At 70.9% G+C, this 20,614-nt stretch carries 20 protein-coding genes; 14 read left to right on the forward strand and 6 right to left on the reverse strand.

Annotated features, from left to right (window positions below):
• Window positions 1-2,814 (forward strand): NHLP bacteriocin export ABC transporter permease/ATPase subunit, encoded by a 2,814-nt coding sequence (locus AQJ46_RS04080; protein ID WP_059204225.1) that lies wholly within the window; start codon window positions 1-3, stop codon window positions 2,812-2,814.
• A 19-nt stretch (window positions 2,815-2,833) separates the two neighbouring features.
• Here the strand turns inward: AQJ46_RS04080 and AQJ46_RS56505 are convergent, their stop codons facing one another.
• On the reverse strand, window positions 2,834-3,010 hold the full coding sequence (locus AQJ46_RS56505; RefSeq protein ID WP_208616867.1) for an SRPBCC family protein: 177 nt from the start codon (window positions 3,008-3,010) through the stop codon (window positions 2,834-2,836).
• Window positions 3,011-3,345: 335 nt separating this feature from the next.
• Between AQJ46_RS56505 and AQJ46_RS04090 the strand changes: the two genes are divergently transcribed.
• The 7 genes from AQJ46_RS04090 to AQJ46_RS04115 all read left to right on the forward strand — a co-directional run bounded on the left by AQJ46_RS04090 (window position 3,346) and on the right by AQJ46_RS04115 (window position 8,752).
• Complete coding sequence (locus AQJ46_RS04090) at window positions 3,346-4,848, forward strand: MFS transporter (RefSeq protein ID WP_059204226.1); 1,503 nt, start codon at window positions 3,346-3,348, stop codon at window positions 4,846-4,848.
• Window positions 4,849-5,023: 175 nt separating this feature from the next.
• Window positions 5,024-6,034, forward strand: coding sequence for a Ppx/GppA phosphatase family protein (locus tag AQJ46_RS04095; RefSeq protein ID WP_059204227.1), 1,011 nt, complete (start codon window positions 5,024-5,026; stop codon window positions 6,032-6,034).
• A 29-nt stretch (window positions 6,035-6,063) separates the two neighbouring features.
• On the forward strand, window positions 6,064-6,234 hold the full coding sequence (locus tag AQJ46_RS56105; RefSeq protein ID WP_167368194.1) for a hypothetical protein: 171 nt from the start codon (window positions 6,064-6,066) through the stop codon (window positions 6,232-6,234).
• Window positions 6,235-6,334: 100 nt separating this feature from the next.
• The gene (locus AQJ46_RS04100; RefSeq protein ID WP_059204228.1) at window positions 6,335-7,348 is read left to right on the forward strand and encodes an iron-containing redox enzyme family protein; all 1,014 of its coding nucleotides are present in this window, start codon (window positions 6,335-6,337) and stop codon (window positions 7,346-7,348) included.
• Complete coding sequence (locus AQJ46_RS04105; RefSeq protein ID WP_107117195.1) at window positions 7,349-8,044, forward strand: HemK2/MTQ2 family protein methyltransferase; 696 nt, start codon at window positions 7,349-7,351, stop codon at window positions 8,042-8,044.
• A complete protein-coding gene (locus tag AQJ46_RS04110; protein WP_059204229.1) occupies window positions 8,025-8,234 on the forward strand; it encodes a CDGSH iron-sulfur domain-containing protein in 210 nt (69 codons plus the stop codon). Before AQJ46_RS04105 ends, AQJ46_RS04110 begins: the two co-directional genes overlap by 20 nt.
• Before the next feature lie 137 nt (window positions 8,235-8,371).
• Window positions 8,372-8,752 (forward strand): STAS domain-containing protein, encoded by a 381-nt coding sequence (locus AQJ46_RS04115; RefSeq protein ID WP_059204230.1) that lies wholly within the window; start codon window positions 8,372-8,374, stop codon window positions 8,750-8,752.
• A gap of 134 nt (window positions 8,753-8,886) precedes the next feature.
• Here AQJ46_RS04115 and AQJ46_RS04120 read toward each other — a convergent pair whose 3' ends face one another.
• Window positions 8,887-9,318, reverse strand: coding sequence for a protease inhibitor (locus AQJ46_RS04120; RefSeq protein ID WP_057612983.1), 432 nt, complete (start codon window positions 9,316-9,318; stop codon window positions 8,887-8,889).
• Between the two features lie 322 nt (window positions 9,319-9,640).
• Here AQJ46_RS04120 and AQJ46_RS04125 point away from each other — a divergent pair, with 322 nt between their 5' ends.
• The 3 genes from AQJ46_RS04125 to AQJ46_RS04135 all read left to right on the forward strand — a co-directional run bounded on the left by AQJ46_RS04125 (window position 9,641) and on the right by AQJ46_RS04135 (window position 12,205).
• A complete protein-coding gene (locus AQJ46_RS04125; protein ID WP_059204231.1) occupies window positions 9,641-10,204 on the forward strand; it encodes a hypothetical protein in 564 nt (187 codons plus the stop codon).
• 65 nt (window positions 10,205-10,269) lie between these two features.
• Window positions 10,270-10,977 carry an alpha/beta fold hydrolase gene (locus AQJ46_RS04130; RefSeq protein ID WP_059204232.1) on the forward strand — a complete coding sequence of 236 codons (708 nt, stop codon included), beginning with the start codon at window positions 10,270-10,272 and terminating at the stop codon, window positions 10,975-10,977.
• A gap of 58 nt (window positions 10,978-11,035) precedes the next feature.
• Window positions 11,036-12,205 (forward strand): lactate 2-monooxygenase, encoded by a 1,170-nt coding sequence (locus AQJ46_RS04135; RefSeq protein ID WP_059204233.1) that lies wholly within the window; start codon window positions 11,036-11,038, stop codon window positions 12,203-12,205.
• A 37-nt stretch (window positions 12,206-12,242) separates the two neighbouring features.
• Here the strand turns inward: AQJ46_RS04135 and AQJ46_RS04140 are convergent, their stop codons facing one another.
• The 3 genes from AQJ46_RS04140 to AQJ46_RS04150 form a co-directional block, all read right to left on the reverse strand.
• Window positions 12,243-13,859, reverse strand: coding sequence for an RICIN domain-containing protein (locus AQJ46_RS04140; RefSeq protein ID WP_059204234.1), 1,617 nt, complete (start codon window positions 13,857-13,859; stop codon window positions 12,243-12,245).
• Window positions 13,860-14,351: 492 nt separating this feature from the next.
• A complete protein-coding gene (locus AQJ46_RS04145; protein ID WP_020134791.1) occupies window positions 14,352-14,729 on the reverse strand; it encodes a hypothetical protein in 378 nt (125 codons plus the stop codon).
• A gap of 3 nt (window positions 14,730-14,732) precedes the next feature.
• Window positions 14,733-14,978, reverse strand: a complete 246-nt coding sequence (locus tag AQJ46_RS04150) for a hypothetical protein (protein ID WP_057612978.1) — start codon at window positions 14,976-14,978, stop codon at window positions 14,733-14,735.
• Window positions 14,979-15,129: 151 nt separating this feature from the next.
• Between AQJ46_RS04150 and AQJ46_RS04155 the strand changes: the two genes are divergently transcribed.
• The 3 genes from AQJ46_RS04155 to qcrB all read left to right on the forward strand — a co-directional run bounded on the left by AQJ46_RS04155 (window position 15,130) and on the right by qcrB (window position 18,402).
• The gene (locus AQJ46_RS04155) at window positions 15,130-15,852 is read left to right on the forward strand and encodes a 2OG-Fe(II) oxygenase (protein WP_059204235.1); all 723 of its coding nucleotides are present in this window, start codon (window positions 15,130-15,132) and stop codon (window positions 15,850-15,852) included.
• 112 nt (window positions 15,853-15,964) lie between these two features.
• Entirely contained in the window at window positions 15,965-16,876 is a 912-nt protein-coding gene (sigJ, locus tag AQJ46_RS04160) for an RNA polymerase sigma factor SigJ (protein ID WP_059204236.1), read from the forward strand.
• The gene (qcrB, locus tag AQJ46_RS04165) at window positions 16,873-18,402 is read left to right on the forward strand and encodes a cytochrome bc1 complex cytochrome b subunit (RefSeq protein WP_059204237.1); all 1,530 of its coding nucleotides are present in this window, start codon (window positions 16,873-16,875) and stop codon (window positions 18,400-18,402) included. Before sigJ ends, qcrB begins: the two co-directional genes overlap by 4 nt.
• Here qcrB and AQJ46_RS04170 read toward each other — a convergent pair.
• On the reverse strand, window positions 18,347-20,590 hold the full coding sequence (locus AQJ46_RS04170) for a glycoside hydrolase family 9 protein (protein ID WP_059204238.1): 2,244 nt from the start codon (window positions 20,588-20,590) through the stop codon (window positions 18,347-18,349). The genes qcrB and AQJ46_RS04170 overlap by 56 nt on opposite strands.
• Window positions 20,591-20,614: the final 24 nt, after the last annotated feature.

Raw genomic sequence — 20,614 nt, forward strand, 5'->3', positions numbered from 1 at the left:
ATGACTACCGCACACGAAGGGGACGTGGTCCTCACTTCCCTCGGTCAGATGGGCACGCGCGTCGACTGCGCGGGGTTCAGCCGCATCGACCTCGAAGGCCCGCAGGTGCTGTGGCTGGTCGTGTCTGGCGCGGTGGACCTGTTCGCGGTGGACGCGGAGCAGCAGGGCCACTGGCACCACCTGGGCCGCCTGGAGCCCGGCGCACTGCTGCTCGGCCCGGTGGCGGGCCCGCAGCACACCCTCGTCGCACGCCCGCTCAGGGATTGCGTCGTCCACCGCATCGGCCTGCGCGAACTGTACGAGCCCGCGAACACCCAGACGTGGTCGTACGACGAGTACGGCAACCCCCAGTACGTGCCGCCGACGACGAGCCCGCTGGAGTACGCCCTCGCGCTCGGGGTGGGCCGGAGCCTGTCCATCCTCTTCCAGGCGCCGATGGCCGACGAGCGGGCCGCCGCCCCGACCGACGACGACGTGTTCTGGATGCAGGTGCCGCCGGGCAGCGTGCAGTACGGCTCGCTCTACGGCGCCGAAGCGGCCGCCGACCTGCTGATGGATCCGGCGGTCTGGCAGTCCATGGTCGACCAGCAGTACCGGCTGCTGACCACGCTGGACCGCTGGATCGAGCAGCTGGAGCGCACCCACGAGACCCGGACGGCCGCCGGCATCAAGGCGGGTGAGGCCGTGCGTGCCCAGGCCGACCGGACCCTGCTGGCGTCCATCGGCAAGTCGAAGCAGCGCACGACGACGGCCGACGCCGACGCGAGTTACGCGGCCTGCAAGCTGGCCGCCGACGCGGCCGGGATCCCGCTCGCCGAGAACGCGCACAGCGGCACCGAGAGCGACCGTCTCGACCCGGTCGAACGGATCGCCCTCGCCTCCCGCGTCCGGATCAGGTCGGTGCGCCTGGACGGCAGCTGGTGGCGCGACAACATCGGCCCGCTGGTGGGCCATCGGGCGCTGTCGGGTGCCCCGGTCGCGCTGCTGTGGCGGCGCGGCGGCTATGTGGCCGTGCATCCGGCGACGGGACGCGAGACGCCGATCGAGAAGGACAACGCGGAGGAGTTCGAGCCGCGCGCGGTGATGTTCTACCGCCCGCTGCCCGACCGGAAGCTCAGCCCGCTCGGACTTCTGCGGTTCAGCATGCGCGGCACCGGCGGCGATGTCACGAACCTGCTGCTCAGCGGTCTGGTGACGGTGGCGATCGGCGCGTTGGTCCCGATCGCGACCGGCAAGGTGCTCGGCGAGTTCGTGCCGAAGGCCCAGACCGCTCTGATCGTGCAGGTGTGTCTGGCCGTGATGGTCAGCGGGGTGGTGACGGCGGCCTTCATGCTGCTGCAGAACCTCACCATGCTCCGTCTGGAGGGCCGTATCGAGGCGACCCTGCAACCGGCCGTCTGGGACCGGCTGCTGAGGCTGCCGACGAAGTTCTTCACCGAGCGCTCGACCGGCGAACTGGCCAGCCAGGCCATGGGCATCAGCTCGATCCGCCGGATGATGGCGGGCATCGGCCCCACTGTCGCCCAGTCGGTGACGGTCGGCGCGATGAATCTGGGCCTGCTGTTCTGGTACAGCGTCCCGATGGCTATGGCGGCGATCGGCATGCTGGTCGTCATCGCCGCCGGCTTCCTCGGCCTCGGGCTCTGGCAGGTGCGCTGGCAGCGGCGACTGGTCGTGCTGAGCAACAAGCTGAACAACCAGGCCTTCCAGACCCTGCGCGGTCTGCCCAAGCTGAGGGTGGCGGCCGCGGAGAACTACGCGTACGCGGCCTGGGCCTCGGAGTTCGCCCGCAGCCGGGAGCTCCAGCAGAAGGTCGGCCGGATCAAGAACCTCACGTCGGTGATAGGCTCGGTCTATCTCCCGCTGTGCACCCTGTTGATGTTCATGCTGCTCGCGGGCCCGGCGCGCGGGTCGATGTCGGCGGCGGAGTTCCTCACCTTCAACACCTCGGTGACGATGCTGCTGACCGCGGTCACCCAGCTCACCGGCGCCTTCGTCTCGGCGGTGGCCGCGCTGCCGTTGTTCGAGGAGATCAAGCCGGTCCTGGAGGCGCAGCCGGAGGTGCGCACCGCGAGCACCCGGCCGGGGCCGCTCACCGGCGCGATGGAGGCCCGCAGGCTGTCCTTCCGCTACTCCGAGGACGGTCCCCTGGTCCTGGACGACGTGTCCTTCGAGATCCGGCCGGGTGAGTTCGTGGCGATCGTCGGCCCGAGCGGCTGCGGCAAGTCGACCCTGCTCCGGCTGCTGATCGGCTTCGACCGGCCGGTCTCCGGGAGTGTCCTCTACGACGGCCAGGACCTGGCCGCCCTCGACCAGTCGGCGGTGCGCCGGCAGTGCGGTGTCGTCCTCCAGCACGCGCAGCCGTTCACCGGCTCCATCCTGGACGTCATCTGCGGCACCGAGCCCTACACGCCCGAGGAGGCGATGGCGGCGGCCGCGATGGCGGGGCTCGCGGAGGACATCCAGCGGATGCCGATGGGGCTGCACACCATCGTCTCGGGCAGCGGGGCGATCTCCGGCGGCCAGCGCCAACGGCTCATGATCGCGCAGGCGTTGATCCGGCGGCCGCGGATCCTCTTCTTCGACGAGGCGACCAGCGCCCTGGACAACGACACCCAGCGCACGGTCATCGAGTCCACCAAGGCCCTCAACGCCACCCGGATCGTCATCGCGCACCGGCTGTCGACGGTGCTGGACGCCGACCGGGTGATCGTGATGGAGAACGGCAAGGTCGCCCAGCAGGGGCCGCCGGCGCAGCTCCTCGCGGACACGGGCGGCCGGCTGCACGAGCTGGTGCGGCGGCAGATGGCGTGAGGGGCTGGTCCGTCCCCGGTCAGTCCATTCCGGGGACCGGTGCGCCGGAGGGGACACCGGCGTCGACGTACGCCTGGTAGAGCTCCTTCCACTGCGGCCGTTCAAAGCTCCGGCTGTGGGCCCGCGCGTCGAGGGCGGCGAGGCACGCGTCCCAGCCGGCGCCGTTGCGGGCAGCGGTGTCGGCGGCGCTCAGCACGTTGGTGAGCGTGAGGCGCGTCCGCTTCTCGTCGAGCGCTCCAGGTCGAAGTGCAGCTCGTCGCCGCCCCCATGCGAAGGAGAGGTGCCGGGGCTCGTCGAGGGCGATGACCCGGTCGTGTAGTCCTCCATGTCGCCGTTGAACTTGTACACGGCACTGCGCGTCCGCCGTATCCGGACCAGACCCGCTTCCCTGGGCGCCTTCAGATGCTTGGACGTACTTCCCCCCTCAGCGAAACGTTGCCGTTTCGTTCGGCATGGTCTAACCTCGACGTGTACGAAACGGTTTCGTTTATGAGCCGGAAGAGCCCAGCCGACTTTCCCTGGAGTTGTGCCATGTCCCAGAAGACTCTGACCGAGAGCGGGCAGGAGGGCGCCGTCGAGGCGCCGGCCGCCGCTTCGGCCAAGCGGTGGTGGATCCTCGCCGTCGTCGCGCTCGCCCAGCTGATGGTGGTCCTCGACGCCACCATCGTGAACATCGCCCTGCCCTCGGCCCAGGCCGACCTCGGCTTCTCCGACGGCAACCGGCAGTGGATCGTCACCGCCTACGCGCTGGCGTTCGCCTCCCTGCTCCTGCTCGGCGGGCGGATAGCCGACCTCTTCGGCCGCAAGACGGCCTTCCTCATCGGTGTCGTCGGCTTCGCGGCCGTCTCGGCGCTCGGCGGTGCCGCCACCAACTTCGAGATGCTGGTCACCGCCCGCGCTCTGCAGGGCGCCTTCGGCGCGCTCCTCGCGCCGGCCGCGCTGTCCCTGCTCAACACGACGTTCACCGACGCCCGCGAGCGCGCCCGGGCGTTCAGTGTGTACGGCGCCATCGCCGGTGCCGGCGGTGCGGTGGGTCTGCTGCTCGGCGGCGTCCTGACCGACGCGCTCGACTGGCGCTGGACGCTGTACGTCAACGTCGTCATCGCCGTCGTCGCCTTCGCGGGCGGCTGGCTGCTGCTGCACAACCACCGTGACGCCGCGAACTCCAAGCTGGACGTGCCCGGCACGCTGCTGGTCGCCGCCGGTCTCTTCTCCCTGGTGTACGGCTTCTCCAACGCCGAGACACACGACTGGAGTTCTCCCGAGACCTGGGGCTTCCTGGTCGCGGGCGGTGCGCTGCTGGCCGCCTTCACCTGGTGGCAGACCCGTGCCGCGCACCCGCTGCTGCCCCTGCGCATCCTGCTGGACCGCAACCGGGCGGCCTCCTTCCTGGCCGTGCTGATCTCCGGCGGCGGCATGTTCGGTGTCTTCCTCTTCCTCACCTACTACCTCCAGCTGAACCTGGGCTTCAGCCCGACCAAGACGGGTGTGGCCTTCCTGCCGATGGTCGCCGCGCTGATGGTGGCGGCGCAGGTCAGCACCACGACGCTGGTCCCGCGGATCGGACCGAAGGTGGTCATCCCGCTGGGCTTCGCGGTCGCCGCGGTCGGCATGGCCTGGCTGACCGGGATCGGCGTCGGCTCCAGCTACCTGTCCCATGTACTGCCGCAGCTGATCGTGACCGGATTCGGTCTCGGCCTGGTCATGCCGCCGGCCATGCAGCTGGCCACCGGCGGGGTCGCGGCCGAGGACGCCGGAGTGGCCTCGGCCACCGTCAACGCCATGCAGCAGGTGGGCGGTTCGATCGGCACCGCACTGCTGAACACGCTGGCCGCGAGCGCCGCCACCGACTACCTGGCCGGCAAGGACCCGACGAACAAGCTGGTCCAGGCCCGGGCCACGATCGAGAGCTACACCACCGCCTTCTGGTGGTCGGCCGGCCTCTTCGCCGTCGGCGCGCTGATCACCTTCCTGCTCTTCAGGCGCGGGGTGCCGGAGCAGGACGCGGACGCCGCACCCGTCGTCCACATGTAACAACCGCAGCAGGAGCCGCTTGGTCCGAGGGGCCGCCGTCAGCAGGGAGACGGCGGCCCCTCTCGCGTTCTCCGCAAGGCGCCGGCGACGCGGTGTGCCGGGCCGGTGGCCGAGAGTAACGCCCCGACCGGACGGCCGGCGTTGGAGGCAGTCGTCCGTGGGTACCCACAGGTCCATGCGGATAAGCGTGGTGGATGTGGGATCGAACACGGTCCGGCTGGTGGTGGCGGACGCCGAGGGCGGGGTGCCACTGCCGGTGCACACGGCGAAGTGGCGGCTGAGACTCTCCGATCATGTACCGCCGGGCGGACCGGTACCCGAGGAGGCCGTGGAGCGGCTGGTGGAGGCGGTGGAAGGGGCGAGCCGGACCGCCGCCAAGTGGGGTGCGGCCGGTCCGCTCGCCTTCGCGACCGCCGTCGTACGGTCCGCGCCGAACCGTCAGGAGGTGCTGCGCACCGTCCGCACGCGGACCGGCGTCGGGCTGTACACCCTGCCGGGCGAGGTGGAGGCGGAGCTCACGTTCCTCGGGGCGCGACGCTGGATGGGCTGGCGTTCGGGGCCGCTCGCGCTGTTCGACATCGGCGGCGGATCGCTCGAAGTCGCCTTCGGACGCGGCCGGTTGCCGGACTACGTGGCCTCGCTGCCGCTGGGCGCGGGCCGGCTGACCCATGAGTTCTTCGAGGGGCAGGACCCGCCGCCCCCGGAGGCGATGCGAGCGCTCCGCCGCAAGGTCCGCCACCAGCTCAGGGACGTGGCGTCGCGGATCCGCTGGGAGGGACCGCGCACCGCCGTGGCCACCTCGCGCACCTTCGAGCAGCTGGGGCGGCTGTGCGGAACCCCGCCCGGCCGGCGCGGCCCGTTCGTGGAGCGGCGGATGCACCGCGCCGACCTGCGGGAAGCCATCGAGGCTCTGGCCGCCCTCCCGGCCGCGCGGCGGGCCGAACTGCCCGGCATCTCCGCGCCGCGCGCCGCGCAGAGCCTGGCCGGTGCGGTGGTCGGGCACACGGCGATGAAACTCACCGGCGTCAGGACCGTCACCATCTGCCCCTGGGCGATCCGCGAGGGGGTCCTGCTGCGGCACATCGAGGACGGCGCCTCCTGGTGGGCCGAGATCGCCCGCCGCAACAAGGAGCACACCCCTCCCCCGGAGCCGGTTCCCCTGCGCATCGCGACCGCCACGACCTGAACGAAGAGAAAGAAGGAAGAGGAACAGCCGTGCCGGAGAAGAAGCAGAAGCCGGACACCGCCCTGGACGAGGTCCTGCACGAGTTCGAGGACGCCGAGAAGCGCGTCCAGGACCCCGACGGGAAGCGCGGGCACCGGGGTGAGGCCGCAGACGCCACCACCCCCAACACCCGGGCCCAGGAGGAGTCCGAGGGCGAGTGACCCACCGGCGGCGCGCCCCGCGGGCGCGCCGCCGGCGACGACATCCCCGGACCACTCCTCGCAGGCGGGTGACCTCCCGCTTCACGGGTACCCGGGGTGCATGGATCACGACCGCCGAGAACCGCCGCTGCCGTCGGCCCGGGGCCCGGTCTCCGCCGCCGTCCAGGAGTATCTGCTCGGCGCCGGACCGCTGCCGCGCCACGAGGCCGTCGCGGGCGCGGACGTGTACGGCGACGACCTCCAGCTCGCCCTGTACATCTGCTACGAACTGCACTACCGCGGCTTCTCGGGCGTCTCCTCCGAGCTTGAGTGGGACCCGGCGCTACTGCGCACCAGGGCGGTCCTGGAACACCGCTTCCTGTCCGCCCTGCGCACGGACACCCCGGTCCACGACAGCGTCGAGGACGCGCTCGCCGGGCTCCTCGTGGAGCCGGTCGACGGCACCGGACTCAGCCATTTCCTGAGCAAGGAGGGCGAACTGCGGCACGTGCGCGAATACGCCGCCCAGCGCTCGCTCTACCACCTCAAGGAGGCCGACCCGCATGCGTGGGTGCTGCCGCGGCTGTGGGGCCGGGCCAAGGCGGGCATGGCGGCGGTGGAGTTCGACGAGTTCGGCGGCGGCCGTCCCGACCGTGTCCACGCCCACCTGTTCGCCGAGCTGATGACGGACCTGGGCCTGGACACGACATACGGGTACTACCTGGAGGCGGCCTGCGCGGAGATGCTCGCCACGGTGAACCTCATGTCCTTGCTGGGCCTGCACCGCAGCCTGCGCGGCGCTCTCGTGGGCCACTTCGCAGCGGTCGAGATCACCTCCTCGCCCGGCTCCCGGCGACTCGCCGAGGCGATGCGCCGCACCGGCGCGGGACCGGCCGCCGAGCACTTCTACGACGAGCACGTCGAGGCCGACGCCGTCCACGAACAGGTCGTACGCCACGAGGTCATCGGCGGTCTGCTGGCCGAGGAACCGCACCTCGCTCCTGACGTCGCCTTCGGCATCGACGTCACCGGACTCGTCGAGGACCGTCTCGCCGAGCGCCTTCTGCGCGACTGGACGGACGGACGCTCGTCGCTGCGCACACGCTCACTTTCCGAAATACACCATATTTCCTGAATGCCGGGGTACTTGGGCGGCGTGAGATCACTGATTCCCCCTTTGGCTCTTCCCGGTGTCTACACCCCCCAGGAGGACACCGCGCTGCTGGCCGGGGCCCTGTCCGAAGAACCGCTGCCGCCGGGCGCGGACGTCCTGGACGTGGGCACCGGGACCGGCGCCCTCGCTCTCCAGGCGGCTCGCCGGGGCAGCCGGGTGACCGCGGTCGACGTGTCGTGGCGGGCGGTATGCACGGCCCGGGCGAACGCCTGGCTGACCGGCGCTCGGGTCCGGGTCCGGCGCGGGAACCTCTTCCACCCCGTGCGGGACCAGTCGTTCGACCTCATCCTGACCAATCCGCCGTACGTGCCGGCACCGATGGACGTCCGGCCGCCGCGGGGAAGGGCGCGGGCCTGGGACGCGGGCCACGACGGGCGGTTCGTGCTGGACCGCGTCTGCCGTGAGGCACCCGGCCTGCTGCGCCCCGGAGGGGTACTGCTGATCGTGCACTCCGAACTGAGCGACTCCGGACGGACGGTGGGGCATCTGCGCGCGGCGGGCCTCAAGGCCGCCGTGACCCGCCGTCACCGCATCGCGTTCGGACCGGTGCTGCGTACCCGGGAGGCATGGCTGCGCGAGCGCGGTCTGCTGCCCGCCGACGCCGCCCACGACGAAAAGGAAGAGTTGGTGGTCGTCCGTGCCGAACTCCCCCTCTGACTCCGACCGACCGCGCCGCATCCGGGTCCAGCACCGGGGCCCGCTGCTCGTGGAGGGCCCCGTGGAAGTGGAACTGGAGGACGGCAGCACCGTCGTCTCCGACCGCTTCCGGGTGGCCCTGTGCACCTGTCGGCGCAGTCGCCGCTATCCGTGGTGCGACACCAGCCATCGGGAGCGGACCCGCTCTTAGACAAGAAGTCAATGTAATTGACAGAAATTCACCGGGTCGAGTGAATCAGATCTTGCGGACCCCGCTGGATGGATGCTCCAGGCCGCTGCGGGGTACCTACCGAGATCGAATGCGTCCCTCGCCGAGGTGGAGCGGCCATGACGCCGGAGTCCGACGACCGCGTTCCGGAAACGCCCGCGGCGAACCCGTATGCCCGCACCCGGGTGAACGCCGGGTTCACGGTGGTGGAGGCGGTCGGCGAGATCGACCTCGCGACGGCGGGCTTCCTCGCGGAGCATCTGGACGCGGCGACCGCGAGCGATCGGCCCGAGGTGCTGGTCGACCTGCGCCAGGTGGAGTTCTTCGACTGCTCGGGTCTGCGGGTGCTGTGCCGCGCCGAGTCCCGGGCGCGGGAGCGGGGCGGGCGGCTGCGTGTGATCAGCGACGTGCCGCGCCTGCACCGGCTGCTGCGGGCCTGCGGCCTGTGGCGCCGCTTCCCACCACTCCTCCAGTTCCCGGAGTCCCCGGAGAAGGCGTGACCCGAGGGTCCGGCGGACGGCCCCACTCCGTCCGCCGGCCCTCGGTGCGGGATCACGGGGTTCCGTGAGAGGGGCGGCACTCCCCAACTGCGGGCCCCTCGGGCAGATCACGGGTACCACGCGACCCCGGTCTCTCAGAACGCGAAGACGCTTGTCCCGTAGGAGCTCTTCACGCACTCGTTGGCGAAGGTGCGTTCGTAGGAGACCCGCTTGCCCCGCCATACGCCGTCGACCGTGACCACCACGGGGTCGTACTCCCTGGTGCACAGGGCGTCGGATCTGGCTCCCAGTGCGTCGAAGTCCCCTCCCACGGCGCGCAGTTCGGCGCAGGCCACGGGCGCTGCCGGATGGGTGCCCGAGGAGGTCGGGGCGCAGGTCAGGGTCACGGCCCGTTCCGGGGTGACGGTGGCGGCACTGTCGCCGTGGCCGAGGGTGAGCACGAGGGCCGAGGGGGCGTAGAGGCCCGAGGCGGCGGCCGGTTCGGCGAGGGCGGCCCCGGTCAGGGGTCCGCAGACGGCGGTGGCCGTGAGGCCGAGGGTCGCTGCCCAGCGCGCGGTGTTCCGCATTGTGTGCATCCTTCCGCTGGATTCGAGGGTGTGCGCTCCGACTCGGTCGGTGCCGGAGCGGCGAGCGCGAGTCTGCCGAGTCCTGGCCCGAACTTCACATCGACCCCACAGCTTTCAGTAACCTTGCGTGTTGAATCAGTGGCGTGAAGTCACATCATCCGAACAGCCGAGCCCCGCAACCGGGCGGTTCTTGATCGCCTGATCCGGCCGGATGGCCTGAATACCCCGCCTGGGCAATAGGCCTGAAACATTCCGCTTCAGCCGTCAGCGCACACCCTCACAGCCTCTTGCATTCCTGGAGCAACGGAGTAATCGTCATTACATGATTACTGACGAGCAACGAGAGAAGCTGCGCGGCTGGTTCACCGGCCGGTTGCCCGACGACCTTTTCGAGGCCCTGGCCGAGGTGGTTGTCGACCGCGAGGAGATCACCGTGATCGGCCGCATCCCCGGCCCCCGGCTCTCCGAGGACGTCTCGGCCGCCGAGCGGGAGGCGGCCGTGCAGGGCAGGATCCAGGAGTTCCGGGAGCGCACCAGGGACGAGCGCATCGAGGTCGCCCGCGAAGCCGAGCACAAGTTCCGCCGGAAGGTCTCCTGGGGCGTGGAGTGCGACGGCGAACGCGTCCTGTTCACGCATGTGGCCGCGCCCGTCATGACCCGGCTGCGCCAGCCCGAGCGCCAGGTCCTGGACACCCTGATCGCCGGCGGGGTCGCCCGCAGCCGCAGCGACGCCCTCGCCTGGTGCGTCCGGCTGGTCCAGCGGCACACCGACGACTGGCTCGCCGAACTGCGGGACTCCCTGGAACACGTCCAGCGGGTGCGGGAGCGGGGTCCGGACAGCGAGGAGGTGGCCGATTCCACCACGGGGAACCCGGAGGACGGATGACCGTACGGTCGACAGGGCCTTCCCCGAACCGGGGGGGTGTCGGTGCCCTCGGCTACATTGCGGGCATGACCAACTTCGTACTGGTGGCGGGCGCGAGGCTCGGAGCGTCGGCGTGGGACGAGGTCGCGGACGAGCTGCGCGCGGCCGGACACGAACCGCATCCGCTGACGTTGTCCGGCCTCGCCGAGAAGCGGGGCGTGGCCGCGGGACAGCAGACACATGTGCGGGACATCGTCGACGAGGTGGAGCGGCTGGACCTGCGCGAGGTGGTGCTGGTCGGGCACAGCTACTCCGGAATACCCGTGGGACAGGCCGCCGAGAGGATCGGCGACCGGCTCGCGCGGGTGGTGTTCGTGGACTCGAGCGTGCCCGTCGACGGGGAGTCGTTCCTGTCGGGATGGCCGAGCGACCACGTCCGCAAGGCGATCGAGGAGAACGACGGCTTCTGGCTGCCGGTGGGCCCGGAGCACTACGCCGGTCAGGGCCTGACGGACGAGCAGATCGCCCGGATCATCGACCGCGCGTCCCCGCACCCGGGCGCGTCGCTCACCGAGCCCGCCGTCCTCACGCGTCCCCTGGGCGAGCTTCCGGCGACCTACATCAAGTGCCTCCTCGACGACGAGGAGCCGATGCCCGTCGTGGCCGAACTGCTCAAGAGCGAGCGCTGGGAACTGGTCGAGATGGACACCGGCCACTGGCCGATGTTCTCCCAGCCGCGCGAACTGGCCCGGATTCTCGCCGAGTCCGTCGCGACGTCGGCCCTCCCCGACTGACGAACGCCCGCCCGCCGATATCGTCGGCGCACCCGACGACGAGAGGCGGTTCGGACGGATGGCCAAGCACTGGGCGGACTTCCAGTACGAGATCTATCTGAGCGGGATGTCGGGTGCCGTGCCTCGGCTGCCCACCGACCTGACCCGGCTGGAGGAGCTCACCGAGCAGCGCCTGGGCCCCGGGCCGGTGGGCTATGTGGCGGGCAGTGCGGGCGACGGCAGTACGGCGCGGGCCAACCGGGCGGCGCTGGAGCGGCGCCGGATCGTCCCGCGCATGCTGCGGGACGTCCACGAACGCGACCTGTCCGTCGAGGTGTTGGGGCGCGCGCTGCCCGCCCCCCTGGCGCTGGCGCCGGTCGGCGTCCTGTCGATCATGCACCCGGACGCGGAGTCGGCGGCGGCCCGGGCAGCGGCGGCACAGGGCGTGCCGTACATCCTGTCGTCCGCCTCCAGCACGCCGATGGAGCAGGTCGCCGAGGCGATGGGGGACGCCGAGCGCTGGTTCCAGCTGTACTGGCCGAAGGATCCGCAGGTGGCTCTGAGCTTCCTGAACCGGGCCAAGGCCGCCGGGTTCACGGCCCTGGTCGTCACCCTGGACACTCCGCTGCTGTCCTGGCGGCCCCGTGATCTCGACCAGGCGTATCTGCCGTTCCTGCACGGTGTGGGCACCGCCAACTACTTCTCCGACCCGGCCTTCCAGGCGGGTCTGGCCAAGCCGGTGCACGAGGATCCCAACGCGGCCGTGCTGCACTTCGTCGGCATGTTCGCCGACCCCGGCAAGACCTGGCCCGACCTCGCGTTCCTGCGGGAGAACTGGGAGGGGCCCATCGTCCTCAAGGGCGTCCTGCATCCGGACGACGCCCGCCTCGCCGCCGACGCCGGGATGGACGGGGTCGTGGTGTCCAACCACGGCGGCCGCCAGGTGGCCGGGTCGGTCGCGGCGGCCGACGCGCTGCCGGGGGTGGTGGAGGCGGTCGGTGACCGGCTCACGGTGCTCTTCGACAGCGGAATCCGCACCGGGGACGACGTCTTCAAGGCCCTCGCGCTCGGCGCCCGCGCGGTACTCCTCGGTCGGCCGTACGTCTACGGCCTCGGCCTGGACGGACAGCCGGGCGTCGAGCACGTGATCCGCTGTCTGCTCGCGGAACTGGACCTCACGCTCGCGCTCTGCGGACACGCGACACCGGCGACGGTCGGCCCCGACGACCTCCTGGAGGGCCCCGCCTGAGGGAGGCCTCCTCCGTGAGCGGAGGCCTCCCCGGTTCCTAGATCCGGTCCGTGAGCTCCGCGGGCCGGGCGTGCGGGGCCTCGCTCCCGGTGACCGACAGCGAGCCGGGGCCCGCGCTGGAGGCCGGGTCGGTCAGCCAGCGCTGCTGGTCCGAGTGGTCGCGGACCTTGACGACGACGTCGGCGCCCGGGTCATCGGTGGTGGACGCGAGGGCGAGCTGGTCGTCCCAGCGGGGCAGTAACTCCCCCTGCACGGTGAGGTCGTAGCGCACGTCGTCGGCCCGCTTCGTCCTCTCCCCCGCGCAGGTGCCGAGGATGACCACGCCCGCGTCCCCGCGCGAGTCCAGGCACAGCTCCGGATCCGCCTCGCTGCGCAGCAGACCGTCCTTCTCGTACGACCACTGCTGGGTCCGCTCGGTCGAGCAGGCCGCCAGTTCGGTGCCGGCGCCCTCCTTCACCGTGCCCCGGACGTCCAGGCAGAGGTCGGCGGCGGCGTTGCGCAGCCGGGTCACCGCCGGTGCGGTGGGCAACTGGGCGGTGCCCGGCGTCTGCGTGTCGGCGCCCGGGGCCGAGTTGCCGCCGGTGGCGCTGGTGGAGGCGGCCGGGTCGGCGCCGCCGTCGTGCGACCACAGCCCGGCGGCGAGCATGGCCGCGAGGAGGCCGGCGGAGGTGAGGCCGACTCCGGTGAGCAGCGTCCGTGAGGACCGCAGGCCCCCGCTCTCGCCGGGAGCACGGCGGCCGGGGGTGGGGATGCGCGCGAGGATGCGGCGGCGTTCCGCGCCGTGCCGGCCGGTGCCCCGGCCACGGGCCTCCGTCCGGGGCGTACGCCCGGCGCGCAGTTCGAGATAGCGGCGGGCACCCCAGCCGAGCACCGCCTCGGCGATCAGCACGCCCAAGCCGCCCTCGAAATGGCTCAGTTGTTCCGCGGCGGAACGGCAGTAGCGGCACTCCGCGAGATGCTGCTGGACATCCGGCAGCAGAGCTCCGCCGCGGCGAATCGGAACGTCGAGGAGCCGGTTGTAGAAGCGGCAATCCTTCGTCGGCGCGAGTTCCCGATGGGCATGTACACATCCTTCCCGGAATTTTTCACGCGCCTGTTCGAGCGCGGCCGACGCGGTGTCGGTGGCCATGCCGAGGAGTGCGGCGGGCACGACAATCGAGTCCGCCTCCACCTCGGTGTGCCACAGCAGGCATCGGGCGAGTCCGGGAAGGGACTGGAATGACCGCTCGGCGAGCTTGCGATTTTCGGGGGTCATGGACTTCGCGGCCCGCATACCGCGGCCGCCGTTCGGTTTCACCAGGTCCGGCAGAACATCGGTGATCCGGTCCTCGGCCGTCCACTCCCTGACCGTGTCCCGCACGGCCACGAGGGTTCTGGGGCGCAGCGCGAGAGCCGGTTCGCCGAGCGCAAGCCGGTCCAGGACCTGGTGGAAGGCGGCCGCAGCCACCATGGAGGCGGTCTCGGACGGGGAGGCGAGGCAGATGACCGCGTACTCGTGCGCCGGTTTCCAGTGGCGCGCCATGAGGAGGGCGACGGACTGGGCGGCCTCGCCGTCGGGACGGCCCCTGAGCCGGGCGGCGAGATCCTCGTCGGATTCTCCGGAGGCACCGCCGGGCGGCGGGTAAGGAGGGAGCGGTGGATGGGGGGTTGGCACTGAGCGGATTCCTTCCCACGGACATGGGACTCACAGAAGTTCTCGTTGCCGAAAAGAAGTGCCGAACGGGGCATCCCTTTTGGGCGCGGGCGTGGGAAGCACGAATTCGCCGACGCCCCTCCACCCCGCTTCCCCACGGGACGAATGCGACCCGGCCCTGGCCCCCCACATGGGTGGTTCACCTTTGCACAAGTCACTCACGGCCAACAAGGGCACCCGAGCAACATCCGCGCCAATTGAAAGATGGTCAGACCGAGTCGCAACTGCGTGCGCTCGCACCGGCTTTCGACATTCCGTGCGCCCCGTGTGAAACACGCGCACGCGCCGGAGCGTCCCGCACGCTCCCCCCACGCGGCGACCGGCGGTCCACTGGAGGCGGCCCTTCTCGGAGGCCCCGCGCGGAACGGCGGCTCTCCCGCGCGAAACCCCGGCCGCCGACCCCGTTCCTCCCGCCCTCGGTCGGCGGCCCCGGGGCGGGACGGCCGGAAGGCCTCAGATCTGCCAGGAGCGCAGCCGGTCCGCCGCCCCGTACACGTCGGTCTTGCCGGAGATCAGATCGCGGGCGAGGTCGACGAGGGCGCCGTAAGGCGGGTCGATGCCGACGCCGCTGACGAACATGTAGGCCACGGCGGTGGCGCAGGCGAAGCGGGCGTTGGCCGACGGTAAGGGCTTGAGCAGCGCCAGGGTGTGAAGAAGGGCGGCGGCGCGCCAGGCCGGGTCGGAGTCGACGCCCAGGCGGGGCGGGTCGACGCGATGCCGGGCGACGGCGGCGACGAGGGCCGAGAAGTCGTTGATCGTGGGCTGCTCGGGCAGGACCTCTTCGTGCCGTTGGAGCAGCCAGGGCACGTCGATGTGAACGACGGAAGCCATCGGTCAGCCGACCCGCCCCGCGCCCCTGGCGGCCGGTTCGTCCTCCGGGAAGGCGGCGGCGAACTCGTCGGCGTGGGCGGAGAAGAACCGCCGGAACGCTTCCGCGCCTTCCTTGAGGGCCCGGTGCCGGGCGATGTCGGCCGCGGCGGCCTCCCGCACGAGGGCCTTCATCGACGTACCGCGCTCCTTGGCGATCTGCCGCAGGTCCTCTAGCTCGCGATCGCTGAACTCCACGTTGAGAGCTGGCATGCCTTCACGGTACCTCGCGGGTACTCAACCGTAAATATCCGCAGGTCACATCACTTGTCGAGCGGTACCGAAGGGGTGCGAGCACGGTGTCCGATTCCCGCCGGACGCGCGACGTCGGGCGTCCCACACTCGAAGGCGAGGAGGAACCGACATGACCGTCACCCCCGACCTGGCCGCCGCCCGGGTCGCCGAGACCGACTGGGCCGCCCTCGCCGCCGAGTTGGACGCGCACGGCTGCGCCCCGACGGCACCGCTGCTGACGCCCGACGAGTGCCGGGACCTGACAGCGCTGTACGAGAAGCCGGAGCTCTTCCGGACCACCGTGGACATGGCACGCCACCGCTTCGGATCGGGTGAGTACCGCTACTTCACCCACGACCTGCCCGCCCCGGTGTCCGCGCTGCGCGCCGCGCTCTATCCCCGCCTGCTGCCCGTCGCCCGTGACTGGGCGGCCCGTCTGGGACGCCCGGCACCGTGGCCGGACTCCCTGGAGGAGTGGCTGGAGCACTGTCATGCGGCCGGGCAGGACCGCTCGGCGCAGATCCTGCTGCGCTACACGCAGGGCGACTGGAACGCGCTGCACCGGGACGTCTTCGGCGACCTGGTCTTCCCGCTGCAGGTGGTGGTCGGCCTCGACGGGTACGGCACCGACTACACCGGCGGCGAGTTCCTGATGGTCGAGCAGCGTCCCCGGGCCCAGTCCCGGGGCACGGCGACCGTCCTCCCCCGGGGCCATGGCGTGGTCTTCACGACCCGGGACCGGCCGGTGCGCAGCAAGCGCGGCTGGGCGGCCGGGGCGATGCGGCACGGGGTGAGCGTCGTGCGCTCCGGCCGGCGGCACGCGCTCGGGATCGTCTTCCACGACGCGTCCTAGCCGCCCCGCCTCGGCCACGGTGAGGCGTGGGTCACATTCGACCGTCGGATGTCACATTCCGGCGCCCCGAAGGCCTCGCAGTAGTGAGCGCGCTACTGGGAGGCCACACGAGATGTCCGAGATCCCCGTTCCCGACACCGAAGAGGCGACCGGTGTCTTCGTCGAGCACCGGGAGCTGTTGTTCGGCGTCGTCTACAACATGCTGGGCAGCGTCACCGACACCGAGGACGTGCTCCAGGACACCTGGCTGTCGTGGTCGCGCCGGGGCGCCGGCGGGATCGACAACCCACGTGCCTATCTGGTCCGGATCGCCGTCAACCACGCGCTCCAGCGGCGGGCCGTGGTCAACCGCCGCCGCGAGACGTATGTCGGCCCGTGGCTGCCCGAGCCCCTGGTGACCGACGAGGCCGGCGCCGACGACCCCGCGCTGCGCACCGAGTCCGTGTCGCTGGCGATGCTGGTGGTCCTGGAGTCGCTGTCCCCGCTGGAGCGCGCGGTGTTCGTGCTGCACGAGGTCTTCGGTTACGCCCACACCGAGATCGCGGAGATCATCGACCGCACCCCGGCCGCCGTACGGCAGTTGGCGCACCGCGCGCGGGCCCATGTGCACGCCCGCCGCCCGCTGTACGAGGCCCATCCCCGGGTCCGCCGGGAGGCGACCGAGCGGTTCGTGCGGGCCGCCGTCGGCGGGGACATCGCCGAGCTGATGGAGATCCTCGCGCCGGACGTGACGGTGTGGACGGACGGCGGCGGCATGCGCAGGCAGGCCCTGCGTCCGGTGCGCGGGCGGGAGAAGGCGGCCCGGCTGCTCAACGGGTACGCGAAGCGGGGCGGGGCGCAGGCCCTCGGCCTGGAGTTGCGCTACCGCCGCGTCAACGGCGATGACGCGGCCGTGCTGTTCGACCACGACTCGCCGTACGCGGTGATCGTCCTGGACCTCACACCGGAGGGCGACCGGGTCTCGAACCTCTTCGTCGTGACCAATCCCGACAAGCTCACGCATGTGCAGAAGGAGGAGGCGTGACCACGGCGGAACGCCCGGCTGAGCCGGGGAAGGGCGAGCGGCTGTCCGGCTGGCTCGACGGACGGCTCGGCACCCGCACACTCGGCGCGAAGTACCTGCGCAAGGTCTTCCCGGACCACTGGTCCTTCCTGCTCGGCGAGATCTGTCTGTACAGCTTCGTCGTGCTGATCCTGACCGGGGTGTGGCTGACCCTGTTCTTCCATCCGTCGATGAACGAGGTGACGTACCACGGCAGTTACACGCCGCTGAACGGCGTGCGGATGTCGGAGGCGTACGCCTCGACGCTGGACATCAGTTTCGACGTGCGCGGCGGGCTGCTGATCCGGCAGCTGCACCACTGGTCGGCCCTGATCTTCGTCGCGGCGATGCTCACGCACATGATGCGGCACTTCTTCACGGGCTCGTTCCGCAAGCCGCGCGAGGTCAACTGGCTGTTCGGCTGGGCACTGCTGTTCCTGGGCCTGTTCGAGGGCCTCTTCGGCTACTCGCTGCCGGACGACCTGCTGTCGGGCACGGGCATGAGGTTCGTCTACGGCGCCACCCTGTCGGTGCCGATCGTCGGGACGTATCTGGCGATGTTCCTGTTCGGCGGCGAGTTCCCGGGCCATGACATCGTGGCCCGCTTCTACTCGCTGCACATCCTGGTCATCCCCGGCATCATGGCGGCGCTCGTGGTGGCCCATCTGATCCTGGTCGTCCACCACAAGCACACCCAGTTCGCGGGCCCCGGAAAGACCGAACGCAATGTGGTCGGGACACCGTTCTTCCCGGTGTACCTGGCGAAGGCCGGCGGGTTCTTCTTCCTGGTGTTCGGGGCGCTCACGCTCATCGCGGCGGTGGCGAGCATCAACCCCGTCTGGTCGTACGGCCCCTACCGCGCCGACCAGGTCTCCACGGGCGCCCAACCCGACTGGTACCTGGGGTTCGCGGAGGGACTGGTGCGGGTGATGCCGGGCTGGGAGGTGACCCTGTGGGGCCACACGCTGATCCTCGGAGTCCTGATACCGGTCGTGATCTTCCCGCTGCTGCTGGTCTTCATCGGCGTCTACCCGTTCCTGGAGGCCCGGTTCACCAAGGACAAGCGGGAGCACCACCTCCTCGACCGCCCGCGCAACAAGCCGGTCCGTACGGCGATCGGCGCGTCCTGGATCAGCCTGTACCTGATCCTGCTGGCGGGCGGCGGCAACGACATCGTGGCGACGCGGCTGCACCTGTCGATCAACACGGTCACCTGGGCCGTGCGGATCGGGATGTTCGTCGTCCCGGCGGTCGTCTTCGTCGCCACCCGGCGGATCTGCCTGGGTCTGCAACTCCGGGACCGGGAGCTGGTGTTGCACGGCCGGGAGACCGGTGTGATCAAGCGGCTGCCGCACGGTGAGTACGTCGAGGTGCACCAGCCGCTCGATCAGGCCCGGCTCCACACGCTCACCGCGCACGAACGGCCCGGTGAGCTGGTGGAGCACGCGAAGGTCAGCCTTGATCCGCCACGAAGGACGCCATCCGGGTCAGAGCGGAGTTCCAGTTGATGGTGTGCTCGTTGGTCGACCAGGACTGGATGTCGTCGATGTAGCAGAACTGGCCGACGCAGCCCTGGAGTTTGCTCTGTGCGTAGGGGTCCTGGATGCCCGAGTTCGGCCCGCCGGCGAGGGTGCCCCTCGGCGGGTTCGGCATGCTCGGGTCGAGCTGGTGGGCGTACCAACGGGCGTGCTGGTTGTGGGAGTTGACCTCGCCGTAGCCGGTCACGTACGAGATGTTCAGCGCGTTGCGCCCGAAGATGTAGTCGATGCCCTGGAGAGCGCCGTCACGGTACTTCGTGGCCCCCGTGATGTCGTAGGCGGTGGCGATGACGATCCCGTTGTGCAGGATCTGGTGGTTGGAGCCCCAGTCGTAGAGGTTGCCTTCCGGGGCGTACGGCATGCCGTACGGGTGGGCCTTCAGCGTGGCCAGGTAGCGGTCGGCACCCTTGACGACCGACTGCCGCACCTTGTCCCGGCCGGGCAGCCTGCTCGGCACCGTCGCCAGGTCCAGGCGGGCCGCCGCGGCCGTGCGGGCCCAGTCGTAGCCGACGGGGGTGAAGATGTCGGCGGTGTGGACCGGCGAGGCGAGCACGTGGTCCTGGAACGCCTTCTCGCCCGTGGTGAGGTACAACTCGGCCGCCGCCCAGTAGAACTCGTCGGTGACGTTGTTGTCGGCGTAGGTGCCGCCTCCGGTGCCGTCGCTCTCCGAGGCGTACAGGTCGGGGTGGGCGAGTGCCGCGGTCCAGGCCTTGCGGGCGGCCGCCAGGGCCTTCGCCGCGAACGCCTTGTCGTAGGGCTTGTACAGGCGGGCGGCCTGCGCGGCGGTCGCGGCCAGGTTCAGGGTCGCCGCGGTGGACGCCGGGTGCAGTTCACGCTTCTGCGGGTCGTCGCTCGGCATGAGCGGCAGGCCGGTCCACTGCTCGTCGTGGATCTTGTGGTGCGCCATCCCGGCCAGCGGCTGCCCGTCCGGCACCTGCATCTTGAGCAGGAACTCCAGCTCCCAGCGGGCCTCGTCGAGGATGTCGGGCACCTTGTTGCCGCTCTCGGGGATGGCGAGGGTGCCGTCGCCGAGCTTCGCGGGCTGACCTGTGCGGGCCAGCAGCTCGCGCTCGTACGTGCTCAGCACCTCCCAGGTGGAGATGCCGCCGTTCACCACGTACTTGCCGTGGTCGCCGGCGTCGTACCAGCCGCCGGTGACGTCGAGGGTGTAGTCGCACACCCCCGGCTGGCAGGGCACGTCCTTGTCGCCCTGGTTGGGGGCCGAGTTCACGTGCCCGGCGGCGCGTCCGTAGCCCGGGCGCAGGTCGTCGCGGATCGCGATGCCGCTGCGCTGGGTGTAGTAGTACTTCGCCGCGTCGAGCCGGAGCTGTTCGTAGGCGCCCGTGCCGATGTCGAAGGGCCGGCCGGCCTCGCCGTCCGCGACCAGGGTGAGGCCCGCGCCGCGCTTCTGGTAGGCGCCGAAGTCGATGGAGTGGACGTTCTGCCCGGAGGAGACGTCGGTGCCGCGCGGCACGGTCCAGCCGTGGGCGACGACGGTGCCGGAGGCGCTCTTCAGCTGCCAGGGCAGCTTCGCCGTGGCGTCGGTGACCAAGGTGGCGTTCTTCGGCCCGGCGGGCAGATAGGCCACCTGGTTGACGCGCACGCGCGGTCCGGTGTCGGGCTCGTACACCTCGGGCGGAACCCCGCCCAGCAGGGACACGTCGTCCATGCAGAAGCGGAATGGGTCGGCGCTGCCGCCGAGTTGGAAACCTACCTGGCCCTGGGCGGTGTCGACGGGCGAGGTGAACGTGTAGGAGTAGGAGTTCCCGGAGACGCTCAGCTGGGGGCTCACCTCGAAGTAGGTGTCGTAGGGCGCCACTTGCAGCCCCACGATCGCCCTGAGGACGTGCCCTTCGGGCGTACCGTTCGCGGTGAAGGAGAACTTGTACGACTCCCCCTTCACGAGGGTGACGTCGTTCTGGCCGACGGCGGCGTCCCAGCGGTTGGCGGTGCCGCCCGGCACGTCCGCGCACAGCTGTCCGCCGGACAGGCCCGCGGTGACGTTGCTGCTTGTCCACCAGGGCTCGGTGGTGGTGTCGAAGGTGCCGTTCTTGAGCTGCTCGACCTCGTCGGCGGCGGCCGGGGACGCGGGCGTGGCCACAAGTGCCGTTCCCAGTAAGGCCGTCAGGCACAACAAGGTGGTTCTGCGTCGTTTCACGTCTGGGCTCCTCCAGTGAGGTGC

The organism is Streptomyces canus, assembly GCF_001514145.1.
Classification (GTDB): domain Bacteria; phylum Actinomycetota; class Actinomycetes; order Streptomycetales; family Streptomycetaceae; genus Streptomyces; species Streptomyces canus.

Coding starts and splice junctions, on each gene's coding strand:
- AQJ46_RS04105 (WP_107117195.1), top strand. CDS start 7,349: ATGCCGGGGTACTTGGGCGGCGTGAGATCACTGATTCCCCCTTTGGCT.
- AQJ46_RS04090 (WP_059204226.1), top strand. CDS start 3,346: ATGTCCCAGAAGACTCTGACCGAGAGCGGGCAGGAGGGCGCCGTCGAG.
- AQJ46_RS04095 (WP_059204227.1), top strand. CDS start 5,024: ATGCGGATAAGCGTGGTGGATGTGGGATCGAACACGGTCCGGCTGGTG.
- AQJ46_RS04130 (WP_059204232.1), top strand. CDS start 10,270: ATGACCAACTTCGTACTGGTGGCGGGCGCGAGGCTCGGAGCGTCGGCG.
- AQJ46_RS04135 (WP_059204233.1), top strand. CDS start 11,036: ATGGCCAAGCACTGGGCGGACTTCCAGTACGAGATCTATCTGAGCGGG.
- sigJ (WP_059204236.1), top strand. CDS start 15,965: ATGTCCGAGATCCCCGTTCCCGACACCGAAGAGGCGACCGGTGTCTTC.
- AQJ46_RS04120 (WP_057612983.1), bottom strand. CDS start 9,318: ATGCGGAACACCGCGCGCTGGGCAGCGACCCTCGGCCTCACGGCCACC.
- AQJ46_RS04080 (WP_059204225.1), top strand. CDS start 1: ATGACTACCGCACACGAAGGGGACGTGGTCCTCACTTCCCTCGGTCAG.
- AQJ46_RS04115 (WP_059204230.1), top strand. CDS start 8,372: ATGACGCCGGAGTCCGACGACCGCGTTCCGGAAACGCCCGCGGCGAAC.
- AQJ46_RS04150 (WP_057612978.1), bottom strand. CDS start 14,978: ATGCCAGCTCTCAACGTGGAGTTCAGCGATCGCGAGCTAGAGGACCTG.
- AQJ46_RS04155 (WP_059204235.1), top strand. CDS start 15,130: ATGACCGTCACCCCCGACCTGGCCGCCGCCCGGGTCGCCGAGACCGAC.
- AQJ46_RS04145 (WP_020134791.1), bottom strand. CDS start 14,729: ATGGCTTCCGTCGTTCACATCGACGTGCCCTGGCTGCTCCAACGGCAC.
- AQJ46_RS04100 (WP_059204228.1), top strand. CDS start 6,335: ATGGATCACGACCGCCGAGAACCGCCGCTGCCGTCGGCCCGGGGCCCG.
- AQJ46_RS04125 (WP_059204231.1), top strand. CDS start 9,641: ATGATTACTGACGAGCAACGAGAGAAGCTGCGCGGCTGGTTCACCGGC.